Genomic DNA, 24,785 nt, shown 5'->3' with positions numbered 1-24,785 from the left:
GGATGGCGAAGGAGCCCCCATGTCCTCGGTCACCAGCGCGACCAGCAGTTCGACCGCGTCGACGACGGCGACCAGCACCTCCACGTCGAGCAGCGGCACGACCTCGACCAACTATGCCTCGACCGACGTCTCGTCGATCGACTGGGACGGCCTGATCGAGGAGCTTTACCAGGCCAAGCTCGCCAAGACCGACACCTACGAAACCAAGATCACCAAGAACCAGAACAAGATCACCGCCTATCAGGATGCCGCCGATCTTCTCTCGACCCTGAAGGATGCAGCGACGGCGCTGCGCGTGGCCACCGATTCCTCGGGCAAGGACGACGACGTCTTCGACGAGCGCACCGCCTATCTCACCGCCGTCGGCGGCGTCGACACGGCTTCGACGCTGTCGGTGTCGGCCGAAGCGGGAGCCGATACCGGCAGCTATTCGATCACCGTCCAGCAGCTCGCCACCGCCCACAAGGTGGCGGGCAGCCGCTATTCGTCATCGAGCACCGATCTGTCGCTGTCCGGCAGCTTCACTCTGGGCATCGAGGGCGGCACCAGCGTCAGCATCTCCCTCACCGAGGACATGTCGCTCGCCGAGATCGCCTCGGCCATCAACAAGCAGAGCGGCACCAGCGGCGTCAAAGCCACCGTGCTGAAGGTATCCGGCACCTCCTACGAACTGGTGCTGTCCAGCGCCGAGACCGGCGAGACCATCAGCGTCGGCGACGACGATGGCGTGCTCAAAAGCCTTGGCATCGTCGACGAGGACGGCGCCTTCGCCGACGAACTCCAGACGGCGCAAAACGCCATCTTCACCGTCGACGGCGTGTCGATCACCCGTTCCACCAACGACATCGACGACGTCATCGACGGCGTCAGCTTCTACCTCTACTCGACCACGACGGACGGGCAGTCGATCACCGTCGAGATCGGCCAGAACCTCTCCGACATCAAGACGGCGGTGACCACCTTCGTCGATGCCTACAACGCCTATCGCGAATGGGCGCTGTCGCAGCAGCAGCTGTCGTCGAGCGGTGGCGCCTCGTCGGATTCCGTGCTGTTTGGCGACGCCACCATCCGAAGCATCAACCAGCAGATCGCCTCGGCGCTGACCTTCTCGCTCGACGAGGCGTCACTGTCGGCGATCGGCCTCAGCTTCGACGAGAACAACGACCTCGAACTGGACGAGGACACGCTCGACGACGTGCTGCTCGACGATCCGGATCTCGTGCAGCGGCTGTTCGCCTACACCTTCGAGAGTTCGTCGAGCGACGTCGGCGTGCTCTATCGCGGCACCGGCGCGCCGTCGACCTTCCAGCTCGAAATCAGCGTCGACGGCAGCGGCGCGCTGTCCTCGGTGACGGTGAACGGCCAGTCGGGCCTGTTCACCGTGGCCGGCAACCGCATCAAGGGCGTCGCCGGCACCGCCTACGAGGGCTACACGCTGGTGTTCACCGGCAGCACCTCGCAGTCCGTCACCATCAAGCAGGCATCCGGCATCGCCGAGCAGATCTACAACCTGACGAAGAGTGCCATCAACTCCGATGACGGCAAGCTGACGGCCCTCGTCACCAGCCTCACCGAGAAGAACGACGACTATCAGACCCAGATCGACGACATCACCTCGCGCGCCGACACCTACAAGACCAACCTGACCACCCGCTACGCCCGCCTTCAGGCCTCGATCAGCACGGCGCAGTCGACGCTCGCCTATCTCGAAGCCCTGCTTGCCGCCAAGAACAGCGATTGACCATCGACACGAGGAGCCCCGACAGATGAATTCCCGCATGGGCCAGGCCACGGCCGCCTACCGGCAGGCGGCCGCCTCCGTTCATCCCACCGTCGCCGTCGTCAAGCTCTACGACGCGACGCTGCTCGCCATCTCCCAGGCCATCCGGGCGCGCGAGGCGTCAGAGTTCGAGGAGTGCTTCGTCAAGGTGATGCGGGCGGCGACCATCCTGCGCGGCCTCGACCACGCGCTCGACGACAAGCGCGGCGGCGCGGTGGCCGAGCGGCTGCACCGCGTCTACAAGGGCTATATCCTGGCGCTGCATCTATCCTACGGCAAGCCGGACGTGGTGCGGCGCTATCGCAAGCTGCACGACAGTCTGGTGGAACTGCGCGACGCCTGGGCCGGCATCGCCGGCATGGCGACCTTCGTGCCGTCGGACGGCGAGGGGACGTAACGGCGCGTCACAAACGTTTCTCTATTGATCCCTTTCCGGCGCCGGTAGATACTCCGAGGCATTCTGTTACGAATGAACGGGTTGCACCGATGGACGAAGCGCAGTTTCAGGACCTCGTCGATCGTCACGGCGAGGACTTGAGGCTTTGGCCGGCGGCCGTTCGCGCGGACGCCGAGGCGCTGCTGCGGCAATCCGACAGCGCGCGCGCCATCCTGGAAACCGCCGCGGCGCTGCGTACCGCTTTTTCGGCCGCGCCGGCGGCGCGCGCGCCGGCCGGCCTCAAGGCGCGCATCATCGCGCTCGCCGAGGACGACGAGGCGGACGACAAGCCCGCGCCGTCGCCGCGCCTCGGCGCCGGCTCCTGACCCTCACCGACGTGTTCTTTGGCGGGCCGCCTCCAGCCGAGGCGGCCCGCCGCTTTTTTGCAGAACGCGTCGCCCGCGCCGGCCGGGGAGGGGAACGACGCCCATTTTCGCAGATGACCGATGCCGGCGGACGGCGGTTTTCCACCGTGCCGGCCGTGCGGCGGGCTGCCGGGCCTTCCGGCAAGGCGCCGAAGTATTAATGCACATTAATAAATTCGATCTCTAATTTCCTTTAAGGTTTCGCGCCTGATTTATCCGGCTGGCCCGTTCAAAGACTGAAGCCAATCAACAACGGCACCGATCAGTCTCTTGGTCCGGTCTTCCTCAGTGAAGACCGGGAGCGGGTGAGGTTTATCATGTCCTCCATTTCTTCGGCGACGGCATCGACGACATCCACGACATCCGCGACGACTTCTTCTTCGTCCTCGTCGACCGTCGATACGTCGCAGTTCCTCCAGCTTCTGGTCCAGGAAGTCCAGAACCAGAACCCGCTGAACCCGACCGACACCTCGGACTTCCTCAACCAGATGATGTCCTACGCGAGCTATTCGCAGCTCAGCGAGATGAACACGACGCTGCTGTCCTTGCAGGAGGCGGTCGACACGATCTCCTCCGGCCTCAGCACCGCTTCGGCCTGAGGAGCACCGTCATGTCCCTCACCGGTGCGATGAACTCCGCCGTCTCGGCGATGAAGGCCCAGTCGACCGCGCTGTCGATCATCTCCAACAACCTCGCCAACGTCTCGACCACCGGCTACAAGGCCAGCTCGGCGAGCTTCTCGTCGCTGCTTACCTCCGGCTCGACCAGCAGCGCCAGCGGCGGCGTGACGGTGGCGAAGTCGCAGAACATCCTGGCCAGCGGCACGCTGGTCTCGTCGTCGATCAGCACCAATATCGCCATCGACGGCGACGGCTTCTTCGCCGTCACCACCGGCGACGGCAGCGAGATCTACTACACCCGCAACGGCAGCTTCACGGTCGACGACGACACCGGCTACCTGACCAGCAACGGCTACACGCTGCTCGGCTGGCCGACCGACGCCGACGGCAACGTGGTCGGCGGCACCACCGCGACCAACCTCGAGCAGATCGACACCGACAAGCTGACCGGCTACGCCGCCGCGACCACCAGCGTCGAGCTGAAGGGCTCCCTGCCGGCCAACGCCACCAGCAGCTACACCAGCGAACTCGAACTCTACGACAGCCTGGGCACCGCCTACACGCTGGAAGTGACGTGGACCAAGAGCACCACCGACGACAACAGCTGGACGATGTCCTTCGGCGACCTGACGACCGGCGACGGCACGGCGGTGACCGGAGCGACGATCTCCGGCGAGACGACCATCACCTTCAACTCGGACGGCACGCTCAAAAGCCCCGAGACGGCGGTGCTGTCGATCTCCGGCCTGACCAGCGGCGCCAGCGACCTGTCGGTCACGCTCGATCTCGGCACGGCCGGCGCCACCGACGGTCTGTCGCAGTATTCGCCCGACGACAGCAGCAGCACGACGGTCGACATCTCCTGCACCGGCAACGGCTGCGCCTACGGCACGCTGTCCGGCGTCACCATCGACGAGGACGGCACCGTCTACGGCAACTACAGCAACGGCGAGTCGATCCCGATCTACAAGATCCCGCTCGCCACCTTCTCCAATGCCAATGGCCTCATCGAAATGAGCAATTCGGTCTACTCGGCCTCCAGCACCTCATCCGGAGCCACCTACCATTTCGCCGGTTCCGACGGCGTCGGCTCGATCCAGGATTACGAACTGGAGGAGTCGACCACCGACACCAACACCGAGTTCTCGTCGATGATCGCCGCGCAGCAGGCCTATTCGGCCGCCTCGCAGGTCATCTCCACGGCCAAGGACATGTTCGAGTCCCTCCTGTCGGCGGTGCGTTGAAATGACGGTTCAATCGGAAAAAGACGAAACGCAGGCGGCCATCGACCTGCTGGTCGGGCGCCTGGAGCGCATCCGGCGCGACATCCGCCGGGAAGGCGAGGGCGCCGATGCCCGCAGCCTTGGCCTCTACAAGGGCGATGTCGCCGAGGTGCTCGGCGAGCTGGAGCGCCATCTCGACGAGACGGCAGCGGCGCTCGCCAACGCCAGCACCGGCTATGCCGTCAGCCGCGCCTATCTCGCGGTCGGCAAGCTGATCACCGGGCCGGCGGAAACCGCCACGGTCATCCCCCTCGATCAGGTCAGGAGAACGAGCCATGCCAAGCGCCAGGCAAACCGCTGACCGGAAGCCGGCGGGCTTTCCGCGCTTCGCCGGGCTGGATGCGCTGATCGACCGGCTGGTCGCGGTGATCGACGAGGAGAACGCGCTGCTCGCCGGCGGCATGCCGGCCTCGCTCGCCGCCACCACCGGCGTCAAGAGCAACCTTGCCGGCAGCATCGAGGACCACCTCAAGGCGCTCGGCGCCGCCGGCCCGGTGACGGACGCCGAGCGCGCCTATCTCGATGAGCGGATCGGTCTGGTCCAGTCGAAGGCCCGGGACAATCTCTCCCGCCTCGCCGGGGCGATCGGCGCTTCCCGCCGGCGGATCGCCGCCGTGGTCGCCGCCGTCCGCGAGACGAGTGCCGTTGCTCCCGTCTACGGGCGCACCGGCTGCGCCCCGGACACGTCGGCCGGCCGGCCGTCGCTGTTGCCCGACCGCCTGGCCTGAGCGGGCCGAGGGAGGAGACGCCATGTCGCTGTCGATCGCCAGCACCATCGCCCTGTCGGCGCTCCGGGCGGCGCAGGTGGGCATCGGCGTCACCTCCTCGAACATCGCCAACGCCGACGTCGACGGATACACCGTCAAGACCGCCAACCAGGCATCGACGGTGGCCGCCTCGACCGGCTCGGGCACCGCCGTCGTCTCGATCACCGGCGGCGTCGACAAATACGTCTTCGCCTCGCTGGTTTCGGCCAACGCCGACCTCGGCGCCGCCTCGGTGACGGCGAGCTACACCGACCGCCTGCAGGCGCTGATGGGCTCGACCACCGGCAGCGACGACGGCGGCACTTCGGTGGCGACGCTGGTGACCAACCTCCAGACCGCCGTCGCCTCGCTCGCCTCCTCGCCGGAGGACGACACCGTGCAGAGCGAGGTGATCGCCGCCGCCGACAGCCTCGCCAGCTCGCTGCGCGAGACCTCCGCCTCGATCCAGAGCCTCAGATCGGACGCCGACCAGCAGATCGCCGACGACGTCGGCACCATCAACGAGGCGCTCCAGACCATCGACGGCCTCAACGAGGCGATCGTCGCGGCCAAGGCCAAGGGCCTCACCACCGCCGACCTCGAGGACCAGCGCACCAGCGCCATCAAGACCATTTCCAGCCTGATCGGCATCAGGACGACGACTGCTTCGAGCGGTGCGATCTACATTTCCACCAGCGGCGGCACGGCGCTGCTCACCAGCTCCGTGCATGCGCTGAGCTTCACCGCCTCGGCGGCGATGAGCGCCGACACCGTGCTGAGCGGCATCTCGGTCGACGGCAAGGACATCACCGGCGAACTCACCGGCGGCGAGGTCGGCGGCCTGTTGACGCTGCGCGACACGACGCTCGTCGAGGCGCAGGACGAGCTTGACACGCTGGCCTCGGCGCTGATCGCCTCGCTCAACGCCGTTACCGCCGACGGCTCGGCCGTGCCGGCGCCGGACAGCCTCGCCGGCACCGCCAAGGTTGCGTCGACCGATGCGCTCGCGGCGACGGGCAGCGTCCGCATAGCCCAGGTCGACGGGGACGGCGCGCTGGTCTCCTACAGCGATCTCGACCTATCGAGCTACGCCACGGTCGGCGATCTCGTCTCGGCGCTCGATGCCATCGACGGCATCGACGCTTCGCTCGACAGCAGCGGCAAGCTGACCATCACCTCGACGACCTCGGGCGCCGGCGTCGCCATCGGCGCGCTCGACGGCGACATGGACGGCGGCGGCACCAGCTTTTCGAGCTATTTTGGCTTCAACGCGCTGTTCACCGGCAGCGGCGCCGCCAGCATCTCGCTGTCGTCGGCGCTGTCGTCCGATGCCGGCGCGCTGGCCGTCGGCACGCTGTCATCGTCGACGACCATCGGTGCGACGGTGCTGACATCAGGCTCGACGACGGTGGCCGACGGCCTGCTCTCGGCCATGACCGGCAAGCAGTCCTTCGCGGCGACCGGCGGTATCGGCTCGACGACGGTGACGCTCGGCGACTACGCGGCGCGCGTCGTCTCCGACTATGCCAGCCGCGCCGCCAAGGCCGAGGCGGCCGAGACGAGCGCCGAGACGCTGGCCGGCTCGCTGTCCGACACCATCGCCTCGCAGTCGGGCGTCAACATCGACGAGGAGACCGCCAAGCTGTCCGATTATCAGGCGCTCTATTCGGCGGCCGCCCAGATCATCCAGGCGGCCAACGAGATGTTCGAGGCGCTGCTGGCCGCCGCCAAGTCGGCCTGAACCGGAGGACGAGAAGCCGATGAGCATGCGCGTTGCCACCTTCGCCTCGTCCGACCGTCTGTTGCAGGCGGCGCTGAAGGTGCAGGCCAAACAGGCCGAGGCGACGCTGCAGCAGGCGTCCGGACAAATCTCCGGGGATTACGGCGGCCTCGGCGGCAAGGCCGGCTCGGTGGTGTCGTTGCAATCGTCGATCTCGATGTCCAAGGCCTATGCCAGCGCGGCAAGCACGGCCGGCGACCGCGTCGAGGCGATGTACGACGCCGTCGGCAGCATCATCGACCAGATCACCAGCATGAAGGCGACGCTGTCGTCCTTCTCGGCCACCACCAGCGACACCGGCGAGTTGCAGGTGACGGCCGAGGAGATGCTGGAAAGCCTGGCTTCGCTGATGAACACCCAGCTCGGCGGTCGCTACCTGTTCTCGGGCAGCGCCGTCGGCACGGCGCCGGTCGATCTCGACAGCCTCGCCGCGGCGACGGCGCCATCGTCGGCCGACACCGGCTACTACAGGGGCGACGGTGCCGTCACCTCGGTCAAGGTGTCGTCGGAGCAGACGGTGACCTACGGCGTCACTGCCGACAACCCCAGCTTCGAGAAGGCGCTGAGGGCGCTGTCGCTGGTCGCTTCCGGGGCCACCGACGACGACACGCTGTCCGAGGCGCGCGACCTGCTCGACGAGGCGATCAGCGGCCTCGCCACGGTGCAGACGCGGCTGTCGCTCAACGCCTCGACGCTGAAGACGGCGATCAGCGATCAGGAGACCTATCAGGATTTCGCCAGCGACCTCGCCACCAATCTCAGCGGCGTCGACATCGCCGTGGTGGCGGCTCAGATGTCGGCCTACGAGACGCAGCTTCAGGCCGCCTATGCCGCCATCGGCAACATCGCCAAGCTGACGCTGTCGAGCTACCTGTCCTAAAGCCTGAAAGCTGCTGTTTACCGGCCATTCATGCCTTTTCGCCACGCGGCCGGTATTTTTGTCCGACTTTTCGCGGCTGCCTTGTCTTTGCCTCAAAATCGTTTCATCCAGAAGCTGGCGAACGAGCCAAACGGAGCCGGCCTCGCCGATCAACCAGCTCCCTTCGGACGGTTTCAGGTGACTTCCCAGAGCATGACCCCGGCGGTCGACGCCGGGTTGCCGCGCGTCAACGAGACGGTGCTGCTGGCCATCGCCCTGGTGGCGGCCTCGACGCTGCTGTTTGCGGCCTGCGACATCGGTGCCAAGTTCATCCAGAACGAGGCGAGCGCCGAGAAGATCGCCTGGTGGCGGAATTTCGCCTATGTGCTGGTCGCCGTGCCCTTTGCGCTGAGGCGCGAGGGTCTGCGCATCCTGAAGCCGCGGCATCCCTGGTTCAACCTCATGCGCGGGTTCTCGGCGATCTGCGGCACCATCCTGTTCCTGCTCGGCCTCCACTACCAGTCGATCCCCGACGCGACGGCGATCTCCTTCGTGTCGCCGGTGTTCGTGATGGCGCTGTCGATCGTCTTTCTTGGCGAGGTGGTCGGCGTGCGGCGCTGGCTGTCGGCGCTGGTCGGCTTCATCGGCGTGCTGATCATCGTCCAGCCGGGAACCTCCAGCTTCCATCCCGCCTCCATCTTCACGCTGGTGGCCGCCTTCGTCGGCGCCTTCTCGACCATCCTGACGCGCAAGGCGGTGCGCGACAGCGCCGAGACGATGATGGCCTGGACGTCGGTGATCGGCCTCACCGTGGCGACGGCGCTGGTCTGGCGCGAACTGCCGCAGACCTCCTGGCACGAGGCGGTCTACGGCATGGCCGGCGGCCTGTTCTTCGCCTTCGGCCAGATCTGCTGCGTGTTCGCCTACCGCATGGCGCCGGCCTCGCTGCTCGCCCCCTTCAGCTACGTGCAGATGATCTCGGCCACCGCCGTCTCCTATCTCGTCTGGAGCATCGTTCCGAGCCTGACCACCACCATAGGCGCCTCGCTGATCGTGGCGAGCGGCCTCTATTCGCTGCACCGCGAGCGCTTGCGTGCCAGGGCGATTACTACGTCCTGCGTGTGATCTTCGGCTCTGGCCGGTTGCTTGCATGGCGCTCCCCGGCGATAATCGCCGTGCCGACTGCCGTCGGCCTGCCACCGGGAGACGCCAGGATGGACTTGTCGACGCCGCTTGCCGCCCGCCCGCCCGTTGCCGGCCGGCCGGCGCCGACGGACTTCGGGCCGGTCTCGCGCGACGGGCGACTCACCTTCCGCCTGTGGGCGCCGAAGCAGGATGCCGTCTCCCTCCTTCTTGACGGCCGCGAGCCGCTGCCGATGGCGCGCGACGCCGGCGGCTGGTTCGAGGCGACGGTCGTCGCCCCGGCCGGCACCCGCTATCGCTTTCTGCTGCCGGACGGCAGCACCGTGCCCGATCCGGCCAGCCGCTTCCAGCCCGACGACGTGCATGGGCCGAGCGAGGTGGTGGCGCCCGATGCCTTCCACTGGACCGATGCCGGCTGGCGCGGCCTCAAGTGGCACCAGGCGGTGATCTACGAGTTGCACGTCGGCACCTTCACGCCGGCCGGCACCTTCCGCGCCGCCATCGACCGGCTGTCCCACCTGAAATCGCTGGGCGTCACGGTGATCGAGCTGATGCCGGTCAGCGATTTTCCCGGCCGCTGGAGCTGGGGCTACGACGGCGTGCTGCCGTTCGCCCCCGACAGCCGCTACGGCCGGCCCGACGATCTCAAGGCGCTGGTCGACCGGGCGCATGGCCTCGGCATGGCCGTGCTGCTCGACGTCGTCTACAACCACTTCGGTCCGGAGGGGAACTATCTGCCGCTGCTGGCGCCGGCCGTTACCGACCGCCACGTGACGCCCTGGGGCGATGCCGTCGACTTCCGGCGCCGCGATGGCACGTCGATGCGCGACATGGTGCTCGCCAACGTCCGCATGTGGATCGGTGAGTTCCACTTCGACGGCCTCCGGATCGACGCCGCCCATGAAATCCGCGACGAGGGGTCGGAGGACCACATCCTCACCGACCTCGCCGAGGCGGCGCGGACCGCCGCCGGCGGACGAAAGGTGCATCTCGTCCTCGAAAGCGCGCGGCTGGAGGCCGACCGGGTGCTGGCGTCGGGTGGCTTCGACGGCCAGTGGAACGACGATCTCCACCATGCCCTGCACGCGGCGATCACCGGCGAGTGCGACCGGGACTATGCCAAATGCGCCGGCCGGCCGGACGTGCTGGCCCGGGCGCTGGCCGAGGGCTTCCGGCCCGGCGACGGCGAGGGCAGCGCGGCGCCCCTGCCGCCCTCGGCGTTCATCGCCTTCCTCCAGAACCACGACCAGATCGGCAACCGGGCGCGCGGCGAGCGCATCGGCGCGCTGGCGCCGGCCGCCGCCTGCCGGGCCGCGGCGGCGACCTGTCTGCTGGCGCCGCAGATCCCCATGCTGTTCCAGGGCGAGGAATGGGCGGCCGGCACGCCCTTTCCCTTCTTCTCGGACCTGTCGCCGGCCTTTGTCGCGGCGGTGCGGGACGGGCGGATCGCCGCCTTCGACGTCGATCCCGCCATCCTGCTCGATCCCTTCGATCCCGCGACCTTTGCCGCCGCCCGGCTGGACTGGCGGGAGCCGCGACAGTCGCGCCACGCCCGCGTGCTCGACTGGCATCGCGCCATCCTGCGGGTCCGCCGACGCGAGGTGGTGCCGCTCTTGCCCGGCATCCGCGAGGCCGGCGCGTGGCGCGTCGATGACGGCGTCGTCCGCGTCGTCTGGCAGGGCGCGGACAAGGACCTGATGCTGACGCTCAACCTTTCCTGTCAGCCGGCACCGCTGCCGGCGCCGCTGCCTGGCAAGGCGATCTGGCAACAGGGCCGGATCAGCGATGGCCGCTGCCCGCCGTGGTTCGTCGCCTGGTCGGTGCGGCGGAGAAAGTGATCCTCCGCCGCAGTCTGGCTCACCGGGCGAGGCGCAGGATGTCGGCGACGGCCCGGCTGTCGAGCTTGACGAACTGGCCGAGCGTGCGGCTGTCGTCGTTGGTGCCCTTCTTCGCCATCTCGTCGATGCGGTCGTCGTGGATGCCGAGCGAGGCGAGCGTCGTGCCGAGACCGATCCGGTGGAAGAAGGCTTCCAGCCGGGCGATGCCCTCGCGCGCCGTCGCCTCCTTGTCGAACACGTCCAGCTCGACGTTCCAGACGCGCACCGCCCATTGCACGAAGCGGTCGACGTCGTGGTGCAGGACGTATTTCATCCAGGCCGGGAAAACCACGGCGAGGCCGGCGCCGTGGGCGACGTCGTAGATGCCGGACACCTCGTGCTCGATGTCGTGCGAGGCCCAGTCGCCGATGCGGCCGGTGTTGAGCAGATTGTTGTGGGCGATGGTGCCGGCCCACATCAGCTCCGACCAGGCGTCGTAGTCGTCGGGATCGGCCAGCACCTTGGGCGCCTGCGCCGCGACGGTCTTCATGGTCGCCTCGATCAGTCGGTCGGTGAAGGCGACGTGGCGGATGTTGGTGAAATAGCGCTCCATCAGGTGCGCCATGATGTCGGCGGCGCCGCAGGCCACCTGGAAGGGCGGCAGCGTGTTGCAGAGCGCCGGGTTGAGGATCGAGAACCTCGGATAGAGGAAGGCGCCGCCGACGGCGCGCTTCAGCCAGCCTTCCTCGTTGGTGATCACCGTGCCGTCGCTCGATTCCGAGCCGGCGGCCGGAATGGTCAGCACCGTGCCGATCGGCAGCGCGTCGGACGGCTGCGCCCGGCCGACGTAGAAGTCCCAGACGTTGCCGTCGATGACGGCGCCCATGGCGATCGCCTTGGCCGAATCGATGGCGCTGCCGCCGCCGACCGCCAGGATGAAGCCGAGGCCGTGCTGCTTGCAGAGCCGGACGCCCTCCTGGACCAGCGACAGGCGCGGGTTGGGCTTGACGCCGCCAAGCTCCACCCACTCGACGCCGGCCGCCTTCAGCGAGGCGCAGACGCGGTCGTAGAGGCCGGACGCCTTGATCGAGCCGCCGCCGTAGTGGAGCAGGATCTTGCTGGCGTAGCGCGCCGTCTCCATGCCGACCGACGCCTCGGTGCCGCGACCGAAGATGATCTTGGTCGGGTTGAGGAAGGTGAAATTCTCCATGGCGTTTCTCCCTGATGCCGGCGGTCCTTGTCGGCGGACGGCGCGGCGTTGGGCGCAAGGTTAGGCGTCCGGGGTGCGCGACACAACCGGGTCGAAACGTTTCATGTGGATGACGGGCCATCGGCCTCAGGCGAGGTCGACGACGATCTTGCCGAATGGGCCGGCGTCGAGCCGGTCGAGGGCGGCGGGGAGGTCGGTTAGCGGGAAGCGGCTGTCGATCACCGGCTTCAGCCGGGCGGCATCGACGGCGCGCAGCATCTCGTCGTAGGCACGCTGGTGGCCGACGGCGATGCCCTCGACGATCAGCCGCTTGCGGGCAAGGTGCAGGCTGTTGCCGGCGAGGTCGGTGCCGTCGATCTGGCCGATCAGCGACACGCGGCCGCCGGGCGCCGCCGCGTCGAGCGACAGGGCGAAGTTGGCGCCGCCCACCGTTTCGAGCACGTGATCGGCGCCGCGGCCGCCGGTCAGCCGCCGCACCTCGGCGGCAAGATCGGGCGTGTCGCGCTTCAGGAGATGGCCGGCGCCGAGCTGGCGGGCGGCGGCGAGCTTGTCGGCCGACGACGACACGACGAGGACGATGGCGCCGGCCAGCTTGGCGAATTGCAGGCCGAACAGCGCCACGCCGCCGGTGCCGTGGATCAGTACGCCGTCGCCGGGCTTCAGGCGGCCGCGCTCGATCAGCGCGTACCAGGCGGTCAGCGCGGCGATCGGCAGTGTTGCCGCCTCGGCGTCGTCGAGGCTGTCGGGCGACCGGGCCAGCGCATGGGCCGGTCGGACGACGTATTCGGAGAGGGCACCCGGCGGGATCGTGCCTCTTGCCGGGCTGGGGAAAGTCGGGGCGAGCGGCAGGTCGGGCGTCGGCACGGCACCGTCGAACCAGTCGGGCGCAATGACGCTCACCACGCGGTCGCCGCGCCGCAAGGTGGCGACGCCGTCGCCGACCTCCTCCACCACGCCGGCGAAGTCGGTGGCCGGGATGATCGGCTCCACGGGCGTGAGGCCGATGCCGCCCTCCAGCACCAGCTTGTCGCGATAGTTGAGGGAAACGGCCTTCACCTTCACCAGCACCTCGCCGGCATGGGGAATGGGCTTCGGCGCCGTGACGAGGCTGAGGCTACCGCGGCCGGTGCCGGACTGAAGCCAATGGCGGATGGTGGCGGTCATGAGGGCTCCTTGATGCGATGAGGGACTTGCGGGCGACGGCGGCAAGACTATCGTAGCTTTGAGAGCGCCGGTGATGACGAATCGTCGTCACTTTGGTTCCTGAAATTCTACGGAGACGGACATGCCGGAGTCCCTCGACGACATCGCGGTCTTCGTCGAAGCGGCCGAGGCCGGCGGCTTCGCGTCGGCGGCGGCGCGGCTGCACCTGACGCGCTCGGCGGTCGGCAAGGCGGTGGCGCGGCTGGAGGCGCGGCTCGGCGTGCGGCTGTTCCACCGCACCACGCGGCTGCAGAGTCTGACCGACGACGGCGCGGCGTTCTTCGACCATTGCCGGCGCGGGCTCGCCGAGATCCGGGCCGGCCGGGCGCTGCTCGACACCGGCCGGCGGGTGGCGAGCGGCCGGCTGCGCGTCTCCGTGCCGCTGTCCTTCGGCCGGCGCTGCGTGGCGCCGGTGCTGCTGGCGCTCGCCCGGCGGCATCCCGAGCTGTCGCTGGAGATCGACTTCAACGACCGGCCGGTCGACCTGGTGGAAGAGGGCTTCGACCTGGCGGTGCGCTCCGGCCCGGTCGGCGACAGCGGCAACCTGATGGCGCGCCTCCTGGTGCGGCAGGGGATGATGCTGGTGGCGGCGCCCGATTATCTGGCCCTGCGGGGCATGCCGGCTGGCCTCGACGATTTCGCCGCGCACGACTGCATCGTCTACCGGCGGCAGGGCCGCAACGAGCGCTGGCGCTTTCCCGACGGCAGCGGCGGCCTTCGGGAACTGACGATCGACAGCCGCGTCGGCTTCAACGACATCGAGACCATCGCCGAGGCGGCGCTGGCCGGCTTCGGCATCGCCTATCTGCCCTGCTGGCTGGTGCGGGCGCCGGTGCGCGACGGTCGCCTCGTCGGCTTGCTCGCCGTCGCGACCGAGGGTCGCCGCACCGACATCCACGCCATCTGGCCGAAGACGCCCTACCTGCCGACGCGCGTCCGCGCCGCCATCGACGCGCTGGCCGCCGAGCTGCCGGGCCTCGCCCTGCCGCCGTGAGCGCTCAGATCATGCGCGCCGCGTCCAGCGGGCGGACGATCTCGCTGTAGACCTGGATCGGCGCGGGCCGGCCGATGATGTAGCCCTGGATCTCCGGACAATGCTCCTGGGCGAGGAAGCCGCGCTGCTCCTCGGTCTCGACGCCCTCGGCGATCACCGGGATGCCGAGGCCGCGGCAGAGGCCGATGACGGCGCGGATGATGGTCGTCGCCTGTTCGGTGCGGCCGATCGACTGGACGAAGCTCTTGTCGATCTTGATCTTGTCGAAGGGGAAAGCCTGCAGATAGGATAGCGACGAGTAGCCGGTGCCGAAGTCGTCCATGGCGATGCGCACGCCCATCGCCTTGATCCGCCTGAGCATGCCGACGATGTGGGCGAAATCGCCCAGCAGGATGCCCTCGGTGATCTCCAGCTCCAGGCGCGACGGCTGCAGGCCGGTGTTGACCAGCGTCTGCTGGATCAGCAGCGGCAGGTCGCCGTGCTGGAACTGGATCGGCGACAGGTTGACGGCGACGGTCAGCGGATGCGCCCAGCCGGCGGCCGTGCGGCAGGCTTCGGCCAGCACCCAGGCCGACATGTCGAGGATCAGGTTGGATTCCTCGGCAAGCGGGATGAAGTCGTCCGGCGGGATGGGCCCGCGCGTCGGATGCGTCCAGCGCATCAGCGCCTCGAAGCCGAAGATGCGGCCGTCGATTTCCGCCTGCGGCTGGAAATGCAGCGACAGCTCGCGGTTGCGCAGGGCATGGCCGAGGTCGGCCTGCAAGGCCCAGCGGTCGCGGATCAGCTGGTCGGTTTTCGATTCGTAGACGCGGACGCAGCCGCGCGCCTCCGACTTGACGTGGTAGAGCGCGGCATCGGCGTTGGCGAGCAGCACCGAACCGTCGTCGCCGTCGAGCGGATAGGTGGCGATGCCGATGCTGATGCCGAGGCGGATCGCCTTGCCATCGATGACGATGTCCTCGGCGAACACCCGCTGGGCGAGGGCGGCCAGCCGGCACGAGGCATCCGGCTGGTCGGGATCGTTGGAGATGACCACGAACTCGTCGCCGCCGAGGCGGAACACCAGTCCTTCACCGGCGATCTCGACGAGGCGGCGCGCCGCTTCCTTCAGCGCCTGGTCGGCCACGGTATGGCCGTAGAGGTCGTTCAGCGTCTTGAAGCGGTCGATGTCGATGCTGAGCAGGCCGAAACGCGCCTGCGTCGCGGTGGCGGCGAAGATGCCGTCGGCGAGGCGGATCATCATCGCCTCGCGGTTGGGCAGGCCGGTCAACGTGTCGTGGTGCGACAGGTAGGCGATCTGCTCCTCGGCGCGGCGCTTCTCGGTGACATCCATGGTGACGCCGACGATGAAGCGGGGCGTGCCGTCGGCGTTGCGCACCACCATGCGGGTGACGGTCACCTGCCGGTTGCCGTTGGGCGTCGGCAGCGTTTCGGAGGCGGTGAGCTGGCGGACGCCGCTCGACAGAAGTTCGTCCTCCACCGCCTCGGCGGCGGCGGCAACGCGCTCGCCGAAGATGTTGCGGGAGTTCTGGCCGATGAAGGCTTCGCGCTGGTGGCCGAACAGCAGCTCGCCGGCCTTGTTGAGCAGGATGTAGCGACGGCTGACCGGGTCTTTGGCGAACAGCGCCGCCGGTACGTTCTCCAGGATGGTGTTGAGGAACTCCTGCGTCGCCTTCAGCTCGTCGGTGGCGCGCTTGCGCTCGGTGACGTCGAGGGCGGTGACCAGCACCGCCCGCCGGCCGTTGTGCATCTGCTGGCGGATGTAGACCTCGACGTCGATCTCCGTGCCGTCGGCCTTCAGGTGCCTGAACAGCCGCTCGCCGCTTTGCGAGTCGATCGAGTGGCGGATGGCATCGAGCGCCTCCACCCGGTCGCGCTCGGGGCGAATGTCCATGATCGTCATGTTCATGAACTGGTGCAGGCTGTAGCCGTAATGGGCGACGGCGGCGCGGTTGACGGCCAGGAAGCGCAGCGTTTCGAAGTCGAACAGCCACATCGGCAGCGGGCTGTCCTCGAACAGCAGCCGCGACGACGCCTCCCGCCGCTTGAACTCGCTGATGTCGATGCGGATGCCGATGCGGCTGCCGTCGGCGAGGTGGTTCTCCTCCACCCGGATCCAGCGCCCGTCGGAGCGCTGCTGCTCCTCGGTGCTGCTCGGCCGCGCGTGCCGTTCGAGACGGGCGGCCAGCCATTCCTTCTCACGGCCGCGGGCCTCGAGGTAGGTGCCGTGCGTGAGGCTGTGCCGCAGGATCGCCTCGAAGGTGCGACCCGGCTCGATGAAGCCGTCAAGCTCGGGATAGAACGCGACGAAGCGCCGGTTCCAGAGGACGATCCTGTCGTCGGGGTCGAAGAGGGCAAAGCCCTCCGCGGCGACGTCGAGTACGGCATCCATGCGGGCGCGCAAGGCTTCGGCCGTGCGGACGGCCTGCGTCAGCGATGCGTCCAGATGCTGGTAGGTGGCGCCGACCGCTTCCAGCAGCCGGGATATGTCGACTTCGCCGCTCGGACGTGTCGCCTCGGAAAGCTGGCGGGATAACAGCTCGCTCACCGAATCGATCCTCCCGTCGGTCCTGCTCGCACAGCGCCGGCAATCCGCCGCTGCTGTCCAGCCGTTCCGACATCAGGCGAAGGGCTGCGTTCCGCACGATTCGACGTCAAACCGGAGCATTGACGAGCATTTCCGATTTCCGTTGAACAATCAACTCGCCGTCCGGCCATGGCGGTATCGGGAACGACCGATCGGGGGCGGTGGGAAGCCCTGGCGCCCAGGAGAAAAGATGCCTCGTCGGTTCGCCTTTCGGAGAAGGAAATTGCTGTTTCGGCCGGGCGAATGAAATTCCAGAACTGTCCCGGTTTTCGCGGGCATGGTGGAATGCATTTCGGCAAAGGGATGCGAGATGAGAAATCCTTCCCTGCCTGAACGGGCGCCCCTGCGAGCGCCGGATGATCGAGCTGGGAGTGTCCTTCATGAGCAAGTCGCTGCATCCCGAAACCCTCGCCCTGCATGGCGGCAGCTTCCGTGCCGACCCGACGACCGGATCGGTGGCCGTTCCCATCCACCAGACGACCTCCTATCAGTTCCAGGATGCCGGACACGCCGCCCGGCTGTTCGGGCTCGAGGAACTCGGCTTCATCTACACCCGCCTCGGCAACCCGACGCAGGACGCGCTGGAGACGCGCATCGCCGAGATCGAGGGTGGCGCTGCGGCGGTTGCCGTGTCGTCGGGGCAGACGGCCTCGACCTTCGCCATCCTCAACGTCGCCTCGGCCGGCGACAATATCGTGTCGTCCACCGACCTCTACGGCGGCACCTGGGCGCTGTTCGCCGACACGCTGAAGCAACTCGGCATCGAGGTGCGCTTCGTCGATCCGGCCGATCCGGAGAACTTCCGCAAGGCGACCGACGACCGCACCCGCGCCTACTATGCCGAACTGCTGCCCAACCCGAAGCTCAACGTCTTCCCGGTGAAGGAGGTGGCCGACATCGGCCGTCCCCTCGGCATTCCGCTGATCATCGACAACACGGCGGCGCCGCTGCTGTCCAGGCCGCTGAAGCATGGCGCGGCGGTGGTGGTCTATTCGGCCACCAAGTATATCGGCGGCCACGGCACGTCGATCGGCGGGCTGATCGTCGACGGCGGCAACTTCGACTGGGAAGCCTTCCCCGAGCGCCAGCCGCTGTTCAACACGCCCGACGCCGCCTACCACGGCGCCGTGTGGTCGCAGGCGGCAAAGCCGCTCGGCCCGATCGCCTACGCGCTGCGCGTCCGCGTCAAGCTGTTGCGCGACATCGGCGCGGCGCTGTCGCCGTTCAACGCCTTCCAGCTCATCCAGGGGCTCGAAACGCTGCCGCTCCGCATCCGCCAGCACGTGCAGAACGCCGAGAAGGTGGCCGACTATCTTGCCGGGCACAAGGAAGTGACGCGCGTCATCTATCCGAAGCTGCAGGACGGCGAGTCCAAGCGTCGCGCCGACGCCTATCTCGAAGGCGGCTACGGCGCGCTGATCGGCTTCGAGCTGAAGGGCGGCATCGAGGCGGGCCGCAAGTTCATCGACGCGCTGAAGCTGTTCTACCACGTCGCCAATATCGGCGACGCCCGGTCGCTGGCCATCCATCCGGCCTCGACCACCCACTCGCAGCTGACCGCCGAGGAACAGCTCCGCACCGGCGTGACGCCCGGCTACGTGCGCCTCTCCATCGGCATCGAGCACCCCGACGACATCATCGCCGATCTCGACCAGGCGCTTGCCGCCGCGTCGGCACCGGTGGCCGTCGCCGCCGAGTGACCGTCGATCCCTGCTGAGAACGGCCGGCGTCGCCTCGCGCGGCGCCGGCTTTTTTCGCGTCGAGCTACACGAAATCGTGGCTTTTCATTCCGGCGACTTCAATCAAGAATGCCTCCAAGGTGCGGCTCCATGCCGCCGGGAGGATCGACCGATGCCCGCCTATCGTCCACCGCCGATTGCCGCGTCCGAGATCACGCCGCGGGCCGTCTATCTCAGGCGCCGCGAATTCATGGGCCTGATGGCCGGGGCAGGGGCGGCGCTGGGCCTCGGTCCGGCCCATGCCGAGGCGCCGGCGACAGTGCCGCTGAAGACGGTGCCGAGCGCCTACAAGGTCGATGAGCCGCTGACCTCGCGCGACGACGTCACCACCTACAACAACTTCTACGAATTCGGCTCGGGCAAGGCCGATCCGTCCCGCAATTCCGGCGACTTCAAGCCGCGGCCGTGGACGATCACCGTCGACGGGCTGGTCGGCAAGCCGCAGACCCTGGATGTCGACAAGCTGATCGCCGAGATACCGGTCGAGGAGCGCGTCTACCGCATGCGTTGCGTCGAGGCGTGGTCGATGGTGATCCCCTGGGACGGCTTTCCGCTGAAGGCGCTTCTCGACAAGGTGGAGCCGCTGGGCTCGGCCAAATACGTCGCCTTCGAGACCGTGGTACGGCCCGACGAGATGCCGGGGCAGTCCGGCCTGTTCCAGCCGATGCCCTGGCCCTATGTCGAGGGCCTCCGGCTCGACGAGGCGATGCATCCCTTGACCATTCTGGCCGTCGGCCTCTACGGCGAGACGCTGCCCAACCAGAACGGCGCGCCGATCCGTCTGGTGGTGCCGTGGAAATACGGCTTCAAGGGCATCAAGTCGATCGTCCGCATCTCGCTGGTCGAGGCGCAGCCGCCCAACTCCTGGAACCTGCTGCAAGGCAGCGAATACGGCTTCTACGCCAACGTCAATCCGGAGGTCGACCATCCGCGCTGGAGTCAGGCGACCGAGCGGCGCATCGGCGAGAGCGGCTTCTTCGGCTCCGGCCGGCGGCCGACGCTGATGTTCAACGGCTATGCCGAGGAGGTGGCGAGCCTCTATGCCGGCATGGACCTCGGGGCCAATTACTGATGGCCGGGCGGTCGTTCGGCATCGCCGACAGTCTCATCGGCTGGGGCATCTATGTCGTCGGCCTGCTGCCGGCCGCCATCTATTTCTGGCTGGGGGCGACCGGCGGTCTCGGCGCCGATCCGGTGCGCGAGTTCGAGCAGACGCTCGGCCTCTGGGCGCTGCGCTTCCTGATCCTGACGCTGGCGGTGACGCCGCTGCGAGAGCTTGCCGGCGTCAACCTGTTGCGCTATCGCCGCGCCCTCGGCCTCCTCGCCTTCTGGTACGCGGTGATGCATTTCACCGTCTACCTGACGCTCGATCGCGGCCTTCTCTGGGGCACCATCCTGCCGGACATCGCCAAACGGCCGTTCATCACGCTGGGCTTCTCGGCCCTGGTGCTGCTGGTGCCGCTGGCGCTTACCTCCAACCGGCTGTCGATCCGCCGGCTCGGCAGGAACTGGCGGCGGCTGCACCGCCTCATCTATGTCGCGGCGGCGCTCGCCGCCGTGCACTATCTGATGGCGACCAAGGTGGTCGATCCGACGCAGGCGGCGCATGTCGGCCTGATCGTCCTGCTTCTCGCCTACCGGTTGGTGCGGCCGCTGATGCCGCGCCGCCGGACGGTGTGATCCTCCATATCGTCCGGCAAGCGTTTTTTCGCGACAATTTGATCCAGATCAAAGGTTTAGCCCTTCTGCCGTTTAGATTAATTCTAACCGGCGCGTCTGTCGTGCCGGAAATGGGAGAGACCTGAAGAAATGAAGTTCCTGCTGCCTGCCGCCATCGCCGCCGCCCTGGCGTTCACCCTCTCGGCCGCCGAGGCCGCCAATATCGAAGTCAAGATGCTGAACAAGGGCGCCAAGGGCGTCATGGTGTTCGAGCCCGATCTCGTCAAGATCCAGCCGGGCGACAGCGTCACCTTCATTTCGGTCAATCCCGGCCACGACGCGATGAGCGTGCCGGGCATGCTGCCGGACGGCGCCGAGCCCTTCGAGGGCCAGCTCAGCAAGGACGTGACGGTGACCTTCACGGTGCCGGGCGTCTACGGCGTCAAGTGCAAGCCGCATTTCGTGATGGGCATGGTGGCCGTGGTGGTGGTCGGCGATCCGTCGCCCAACCTCGAGGCTGCCAAGGCGGTGAAGAACCCCGGCAAGGCCGGCAAGCTGTTCACCGAGCTGCTCGGCGGGCTCTGACAAGAAGGGCGCCCGAACCTCGGTCCGGGCGCCCTTGATCTCCTCCCGGCCGGCCGCATCTCCAGGAGTCGCGGCCGCGCCCTTTCAGCAGACCGAACGGCCCGCCTCAAGCTCGGAAATCATGCCGACGCGGCGGGCATGGCGACCGCCCTCGAACTCGGCGTCGAGGAAGGTGTCGACGATCATCAGCGCCAGATCCTGCCCGACGACGCGGGCGCCGAAAGCCAGCATGTTGGCGTTGTTGTGCTGGCGCGACAGCTTGGCGGTGTAGGGCTCGGAGCAGACGACGCAGCGGATGCCGGCCAGCTTGTTGGCGGCCAGCGAAATGCCGAAGCCGGTGCCGCAGATGGCGATGCCGAGGTCGGCGCCGCCGGCCAGCACCACCCGCGCCGCCTTCTCGCCCCACTTGGGATAGTCGGTGCTCTCGGTCGTCACAGGGCCGACGTCCTCGACGACGCAGCCGCGCGCTTCGAGATGGGCGACAACCGCCCTCCGGAGGTCGATGGCCGTGTGGTCGGAGGTGATGACGATCCTGGTCTTGTCGCTCATGGCCCGTGTCCAAGCTGCTACGCCGAAAATAACGGCTTTCCCCTAGCACCGGTGGCCGGCAAACGCCAGCATCCAGGCGGCGAGCGGCGTCCTCGTGCCAATACGCATGGCGGTGGCGCCTTAGGCCGGCGTCCCGCCATCGGCGCGGCGAAGGCGGACGACAAGGGCGACCGCCGCATCGTCCATCGTCAGGTCGATCTGCCGCTCCTCCCGACATTCGATCAGTTTGCCCGGTCCGGCATGCACCGTTGTCTCGCCGGCCATGGCGGTCACGCCGCCGCGCGCCGCGAAGACATAGGCGAGGGGACCGGCCCTCAGGCTTCCCTTGGCCACTTCGACCTCGGCGGCGATGCGTCCCCGCGCCGTCATGACGTTGAAGTCGCGCGACGGGCCGTGAACCGCCGTTGCGGTCGTCGGCCAGTCGCCGGAAAAGGTCAGCGGCTCGAACGGCCTGAGCGCGGACGGTGGCCGGGCGGCGCCGAAATCGAGATCGAAGCCGTCGCCGTCGATCAGCGTGATCACCCTGTCGATGCCGGGGAGCGGGGAGAACGGGCCGGGCTCGACGACGTCGGCGACGGAAAGGCGCCAGGAGAGGGCGCCGTCCGGGTCGTCGCGGCGGACAAGCTCCAGCGTGCTGCCGCGACCGTTCTGCCAGGGCAGGCGGCGGAAGTCGGCGGCGCCGAGCAGGCGCAGGCTCATTTCCCCAGCATCGGCAGGTCGAGTTCCTTCTCGCGGGCGCAGTCGACGGCGATGTCGTAGCCGGCGTCGGCGTGGCGCATGACGCCGGTGGCCGGATCGTTGGTGAGCACGCGGGCGATGCGGCGGTCGGCATCCTCGGAGCCGTCGCAGACGATCACCATTCCGGCATGCTGGGAGAAGCCCATGCCGACGCCGCCGCCGTGGTGGATCGACACCCAGGTGGCGCCGGAGGCGGTGTTGAGCAGCGCGTTGAGGAGGGGCCAGTCGGAGACGGCGTCCGAGCCGTCGCGCATCGCCTCGGTCTCGCGGTTGGGCGAGGCGACTGAGCCCGAATCGAGATGGTCGCGGCCGATGACGATCGGCGCCTTGACGATGCCCTGCCGCACCATCTCGTTGAAGGCGAGGCCGAGCCGGGCGCGGGCGCCGAGGCCGACCCAGCAGATGCGGGCCGGCAGGCCCTGGAAGGCGATGCGCGCCGAGGCCATGTCGAGCCAGTTGTGCAGGTGCGGATTGTCGGGGATCAGCTCCTTCACCTTGGCGTCGGTGGCGGCTATGTCGGCCGCATCGCCCGACAGCGCCACCCAGCGGAACGGCCCGATGCCGCGGCAGAACAGCGGCCGGATGTAGGCCGGCACGAAACCGGGAAAGGCGAAGGCGTCCGCCTCGCCGGCGTCATAGGCGCGCTGGCGGATGTTGTTGCCGTAGTCGAACACCGGCACGCCCATTGCCCTGAAGTCGAGCATGGCACGGACGTGCCGGCGGATCGACGCCGTGGCGGCGGCCACCACCGCCTCGGGCTCGATGAGGCCGCGCGCGCGATACTCATCCCAGGTCCAGCCGGACGGCAGGTAGCCGTTGAGCGGATCGTGGGCCGAGGTCTGGTCGGTGACGAGGTCGGGACGGATACCGCGCCGCACCAGTTCGGGCAGCACGTCGGCGGCATTGCCGAGCAGGGCGACGGAGACGGCCTCGCCGCGCTCGGTGTGGCCGGCGATGCGGTTGAGGGCGTCGTCGAGGTCGGCCGCCTGCTCGTCGACGTAGCCGGTCCTCAGGCGGAAATCGATGCGCGACTGCTGGCACTCGACGTTGAGCGAGGCGGCGCCGGCCATGGCGGCGGCGAGCGGCTGGGCGCCACCCATGCCGCCGAGGCCCGACGTCAGCACCCAGCGGCCCCGAAGGTCGCCGCCATAATGCTGGCGGCCGGCCTCGACGAAGGTCTCATAGGTGCCCTGCACGATGCCCTGCGCGCCGATGTAGATCCATGAGCCGGCCGTCATCTGGCCGTACATCATCAGCCCCGCCGCATCGAGCCGGTTGAAGTGCTCCCATCTCGCCCAGTTGGGCACCAGGTTGGAATTGGCGATCAGCACGCGCGGCGCGTCCCTGTGGGTGTGGAACACGCCGACCGGCTTGCCGGACTGGACGAGCAGCGTCTGATCGTCTTCGAGGCGTTCGAGCGTCGCGACGATCGTATCGAAGCATTCCCAGTCGCGGGCGGCGCGGCCGATGCCGCCGTAGACGACCAGCTCCTTGGGATTCTCGGCGACGTCGGGGTCGAGATTGTTCATCAGCATGCGGAGCGGCGCTTCCGTCAGCCAGCTCCTGGCCCGGAGGGTCGTGCCGCGGGGAGCGCGGATCTCGACGTCGCGATAGCGGGTGTTGCTCGGCATGACAGCCTCCATGCTTGTCTATACAAGAGTGAAGCACCGGCGGCATGAGGTGTCAATGGGCGGCGGCCTGTTGTCGGGCCGTCATGCCGACTTCTCTCGTCAATTGCATGACGGGAAGGGGGAACCTTGAGAAGGGACTCGCGCGGCCATTCGGTCTGTGAAATGATTGTATTCTGCTGCTGGCAAAATCTGTGGTGTCGGAACGGAGGTCGCAGTGTTGGTGAGGCGCAGCGCTCTTTCGAGTCCCGGGATCTTGGTGCGCGTTGGAGTGTGGCTTGTCCTGTTGTCGATGACTATCGGCTTTCCCGCCCTGGCCTCGGAGCGACCGGTGGCGTTATTGATTCCGTACTGGACTCCGCAAGTAAATCAATATTTTACCGATACATATGCCACTTGTGCCCTGCGCACCATCAACAACGCAGTCGAGGCAGGTTCGCAGAGTTTCGACGAGGTGGAGCTTAAGATCGGGAAGACATGCCGGTCGTTTATGGTTTCCGTCCTGGGCCGTCTTCAATCCATGGGACTGTCCACAAAGGAGGCTAAATCTCTTGTCAACAAGATTTATAGGGATCGGCAGTATATCCTATTTGAATTTTATACAAATGTATTGAATGAGAAAATAAGGGCTGAGAATGAAAAGCTGTCCGATGAGCGTGTAGCGGAAGCAAAGGGACTTCATCTGGAGTGCGTCCAGGCCCAGAGCGCCAAATATGCTTTATTGCTGAGCGAGTCCGCGGAAACGGTTGTCAAGGCGGCCATAGGATATTGCAAGCCTCAGGAAGATGTAGTGGCCGCTGCACTTATTCCCATGGTGGTCGGGCGAGGCGGCAATGGTGCTTCCGTCATGGATGGCTACGTGGAGAACGTCACGCTGAACGCGACCGCACTCGTTCTGGAGCTTCGGACAAAGCAAATCGAGGCTCCGCCGAAGGATGTCGGGGTCAAGCGGCCGGCCGACGACGGTATCTAGGTTGCGTTGACAAAAGCCGTTATCCAGATCATCGCGGCGGCGAGGTTGAGGAAACTCTCGTATGAAAGTCTCGTCTTGTCGTAGCGCGTGG

General features: G+C 67.6%; 23 protein-coding genes. 17 read left to right on the top strand and 6 right to left on the bottom strand.

Annotation, left to right across the window (positions count from 1 at the left end; all coding sequences use genetic code 11):
- The first annotated feature begins 19 nt into the window (after positions 1-19).
- From fliD to treZ, 11 genes are all read left to right on the top strand, one after another.
- Complete coding sequence (gene fliD, locus H512_RS0106880; protein WP_026782828.1) at positions 20-1,741, top strand: flagellar filament capping protein FliD; 1,722 nt, start codon at positions 20-22, stop codon at positions 1,739-1,741.
- Positions 1,742-1,766: 25 nt separating this feature from the next.
- A complete protein-coding gene (locus tag H512_RS22945) occupies positions 1,767-2,177 on the top strand; it encodes a flagellar export chaperone FliS (protein ID WP_053239647.1) in 411 nt (136 codons plus the stop codon).
- A gap of 89 nt (positions 2,178-2,266) precedes the next feature.
- Positions 2,267-2,542, top strand: a complete 276-nt coding sequence (locus tag H512_RS22940; RefSeq protein WP_036790518.1) for a hypothetical protein — start codon at positions 2,267-2,269, stop codon at positions 2,540-2,542.
- A 356-nt stretch (positions 2,543-2,898) separates the two neighbouring features.
- Entirely contained in the window at positions 2,899-3,180 is a 282-nt protein-coding gene (locus H512_RS0106865) for a flagellar hook capping FlgD N-terminal domain-containing protein (RefSeq protein ID WP_026782827.1), read from the top strand.
- A gap of 11 nt (positions 3,181-3,191) precedes the next feature.
- Complete coding sequence (gene flgE / locus H512_RS0106860) at positions 3,192-4,445, top strand: flagellar hook protein FlgE (protein ID WP_026782826.1); 1,254 nt, start codon at positions 3,192-3,194, stop codon at positions 4,443-4,445.
- A 1-nt stretch (position 4,446) separates the two neighbouring features.
- Positions 4,447-4,785: a hypothetical protein gene (locus H512_RS0106855; protein WP_026782825.1), complete on the top strand. Its 339-nt coding sequence runs from the start codon at positions 4,447-4,449 to the stop codon at positions 4,783-4,785.
- Positions 4,760-5,212: a hypothetical protein gene (locus H512_RS22935; RefSeq protein WP_053239646.1), complete on the top strand. Its 453-nt coding sequence runs from the start codon at positions 4,760-4,762 to the stop codon at positions 5,210-5,212. The genes H512_RS0106855 and H512_RS22935 overlap by 26 nt, the downstream gene beginning before the upstream one ends.
- Positions 5,213-5,234: 22 nt before the next feature.
- Complete coding sequence (gene flgK, locus H512_RS0106845; protein WP_026782824.1) at positions 5,235-6,971, top strand: flagellar hook-associated protein FlgK; 1,737 nt, start codon at positions 5,235-5,237, stop codon at positions 6,969-6,971.
- Between the two features lie 19 nt (positions 6,972-6,990).
- Positions 6,991-7,890, top strand: a complete 900-nt coding sequence (locus H512_RS0106840) for a flagellin (RefSeq protein ID WP_026782823.1) — start codon at positions 6,991-6,993, stop codon at positions 7,888-7,890.
- A gap of 177 nt (positions 7,891-8,067) precedes the next feature.
- Positions 8,068-8,994: a DMT family transporter gene (locus H512_RS22930; protein ID WP_169507134.1), complete on the top strand. Its 927-nt coding sequence runs from the start codon at positions 8,068-8,070 to the stop codon at positions 8,992-8,994.
- Positions 8,995-9,083: 89 nt separating this feature from the next.
- Positions 9,084-10,850 carry a malto-oligosyltrehalose trehalohydrolase gene (gene treZ, locus H512_RS22925; protein ID WP_053239645.1) on the top strand — a complete coding sequence of 589 codons (1,767 nt, stop codon included), beginning with the start codon at positions 9,084-9,086 and terminating at the stop codon, positions 10,848-10,850.
- Positions 10,851-10,869: 19 nt separating this feature from the next.
- On the opposite strand, the gene H512_RS0106825 is transcribed toward treZ, so the two are convergent.
- Together H512_RS0106825 and H512_RS0106820 are read right to left on the bottom strand one after the other, a co-directional pair.
- Positions 10,870-12,039, bottom strand: a complete 1,170-nt coding sequence (locus tag H512_RS0106825) for an iron-containing alcohol dehydrogenase (RefSeq protein ID WP_026782822.1) — start codon at positions 12,037-12,039, stop codon at positions 10,870-10,872.
- Positions 12,040-12,165: 126 nt separating this feature from the next.
- A complete protein-coding gene (locus H512_RS0106820) occupies positions 12,166-13,203 on the bottom strand; it encodes a zinc-dependent alcohol dehydrogenase family protein (RefSeq protein WP_026782821.1) in 1,038 nt (345 codons plus the stop codon).
- Between the two features lie 121 nt (positions 13,204-13,324).
- Between H512_RS0106820 and H512_RS0106815 the strand changes: the two genes are divergently transcribed.
- Entirely contained in the window at positions 13,325-14,236 is a 912-nt protein-coding gene (locus H512_RS0106815) for a LysR family transcriptional regulator (RefSeq protein WP_026782820.1), read from the top strand.
- 4 nt (positions 14,237-14,240) lie between these two features.
- Here H512_RS0106815 and H512_RS22920 read toward each other — a convergent pair whose 3' ends face one another.
- Complete coding sequence (locus H512_RS22920) at positions 14,241-16,784, bottom strand: sensor domain-containing protein (protein WP_053239644.1); 2,544 nt, start codon at positions 16,782-16,784, stop codon at positions 14,241-14,243.
- Positions 16,785-17,203: 419 nt separating this feature from the next.
- Here H512_RS22920 and H512_RS0106805 point away from each other — a divergent pair, with 419 nt between their 5' ends.
- The 4 genes from H512_RS0106805 to H512_RS0106790 all read left to right on the top strand — a co-directional run bounded on the left by H512_RS0106805 (position 17,204) and on the right by H512_RS0106790 (position 20,806).
- On the top strand, positions 17,204-18,523 hold the full coding sequence (locus H512_RS0106805; RefSeq protein ID WP_036790608.1) for an O-acetylhomoserine aminocarboxypropyltransferase/cysteine synthase family protein: 1,320 nt from the start codon (positions 17,204-17,206) through the stop codon (positions 18,521-18,523).
- A 151-nt stretch (positions 18,524-18,674) separates the two neighbouring features.
- Positions 18,675-19,634, top strand: coding sequence for a protein-methionine-sulfoxide reductase catalytic subunit MsrP (gene msrP / locus H512_RS0106800; RefSeq protein ID WP_026782818.1), 960 nt, complete (start codon positions 18,675-18,677; stop codon positions 19,632-19,634).
- Complete coding sequence (gene msrQ / locus H512_RS0106795; protein ID WP_026782817.1) at positions 19,634-20,242, top strand: protein-methionine-sulfoxide reductase heme-binding subunit MsrQ; 609 nt, start codon at positions 19,634-19,636, stop codon at positions 20,240-20,242. The genes msrP and msrQ overlap by 1 nt, the downstream gene beginning before the upstream one ends.
- 129 nt (positions 20,243-20,371) lie before the next feature.
- Positions 20,372-20,806, top strand: coding sequence for a pseudoazurin (locus H512_RS0106790; protein ID WP_026782816.1), 435 nt, complete (start codon positions 20,372-20,374; stop codon positions 20,804-20,806).
- Between the two features lie 84 nt (positions 20,807-20,890).
- On the opposite strand, the gene rpiB is transcribed toward H512_RS0106790, so the two are convergent.
- The 3 genes from rpiB to hutU form a co-directional block, all read right to left on the bottom strand.
- On the bottom strand, positions 20,891-21,355 hold the full coding sequence (gene rpiB / locus H512_RS0106785) for a ribose 5-phosphate isomerase B (protein ID WP_026782815.1): 465 nt from the start codon (positions 21,353-21,355) through the stop codon (positions 20,891-20,893).
- Positions 21,356-21,475: 120 nt separating this feature from the next.
- Complete coding sequence (locus tag H512_RS25675) at positions 21,476-22,054, bottom strand: HutD/Ves family protein (protein WP_053239643.1); 579 nt, start codon at positions 22,052-22,054, stop codon at positions 21,476-21,478.
- Positions 22,051-23,724, bottom strand: coding sequence for a urocanate hydratase (hutU, locus tag H512_RS0106775; RefSeq protein WP_026782814.1), 1,674 nt, complete (start codon positions 23,722-23,724; stop codon positions 22,051-22,053). The genes H512_RS25675 and hutU overlap by 4 nt, the downstream gene beginning before the upstream one ends.
- Before the next feature lie 253 nt (positions 23,725-23,977).
- Here hutU and H512_RS0106770 point away from each other — a divergent pair, with 253 nt between their 5' ends.
- On the top strand, positions 23,978-24,694 hold the full coding sequence (locus tag H512_RS0106770; protein ID WP_169507133.1) for a hypothetical protein: 717 nt from the start codon (positions 23,978-23,980) through the stop codon (positions 24,692-24,694).
- Positions 24,695-24,785 lie beyond the last annotated feature (91 nt).

The organism is Pleomorphomonas koreensis DSM 23070 (genome assembly GCF_000425185.1).
Classification (GTDB): domain Bacteria; phylum Pseudomonadota; class Alphaproteobacteria; order Rhizobiales; family Pleomorphomonadaceae; genus Pleomorphomonas; species Pleomorphomonas koreensis.
Note: the sequence above shows the minus strand (reverse complement) of the source record. Positions and strands in the feature narration are given on the sequence as shown.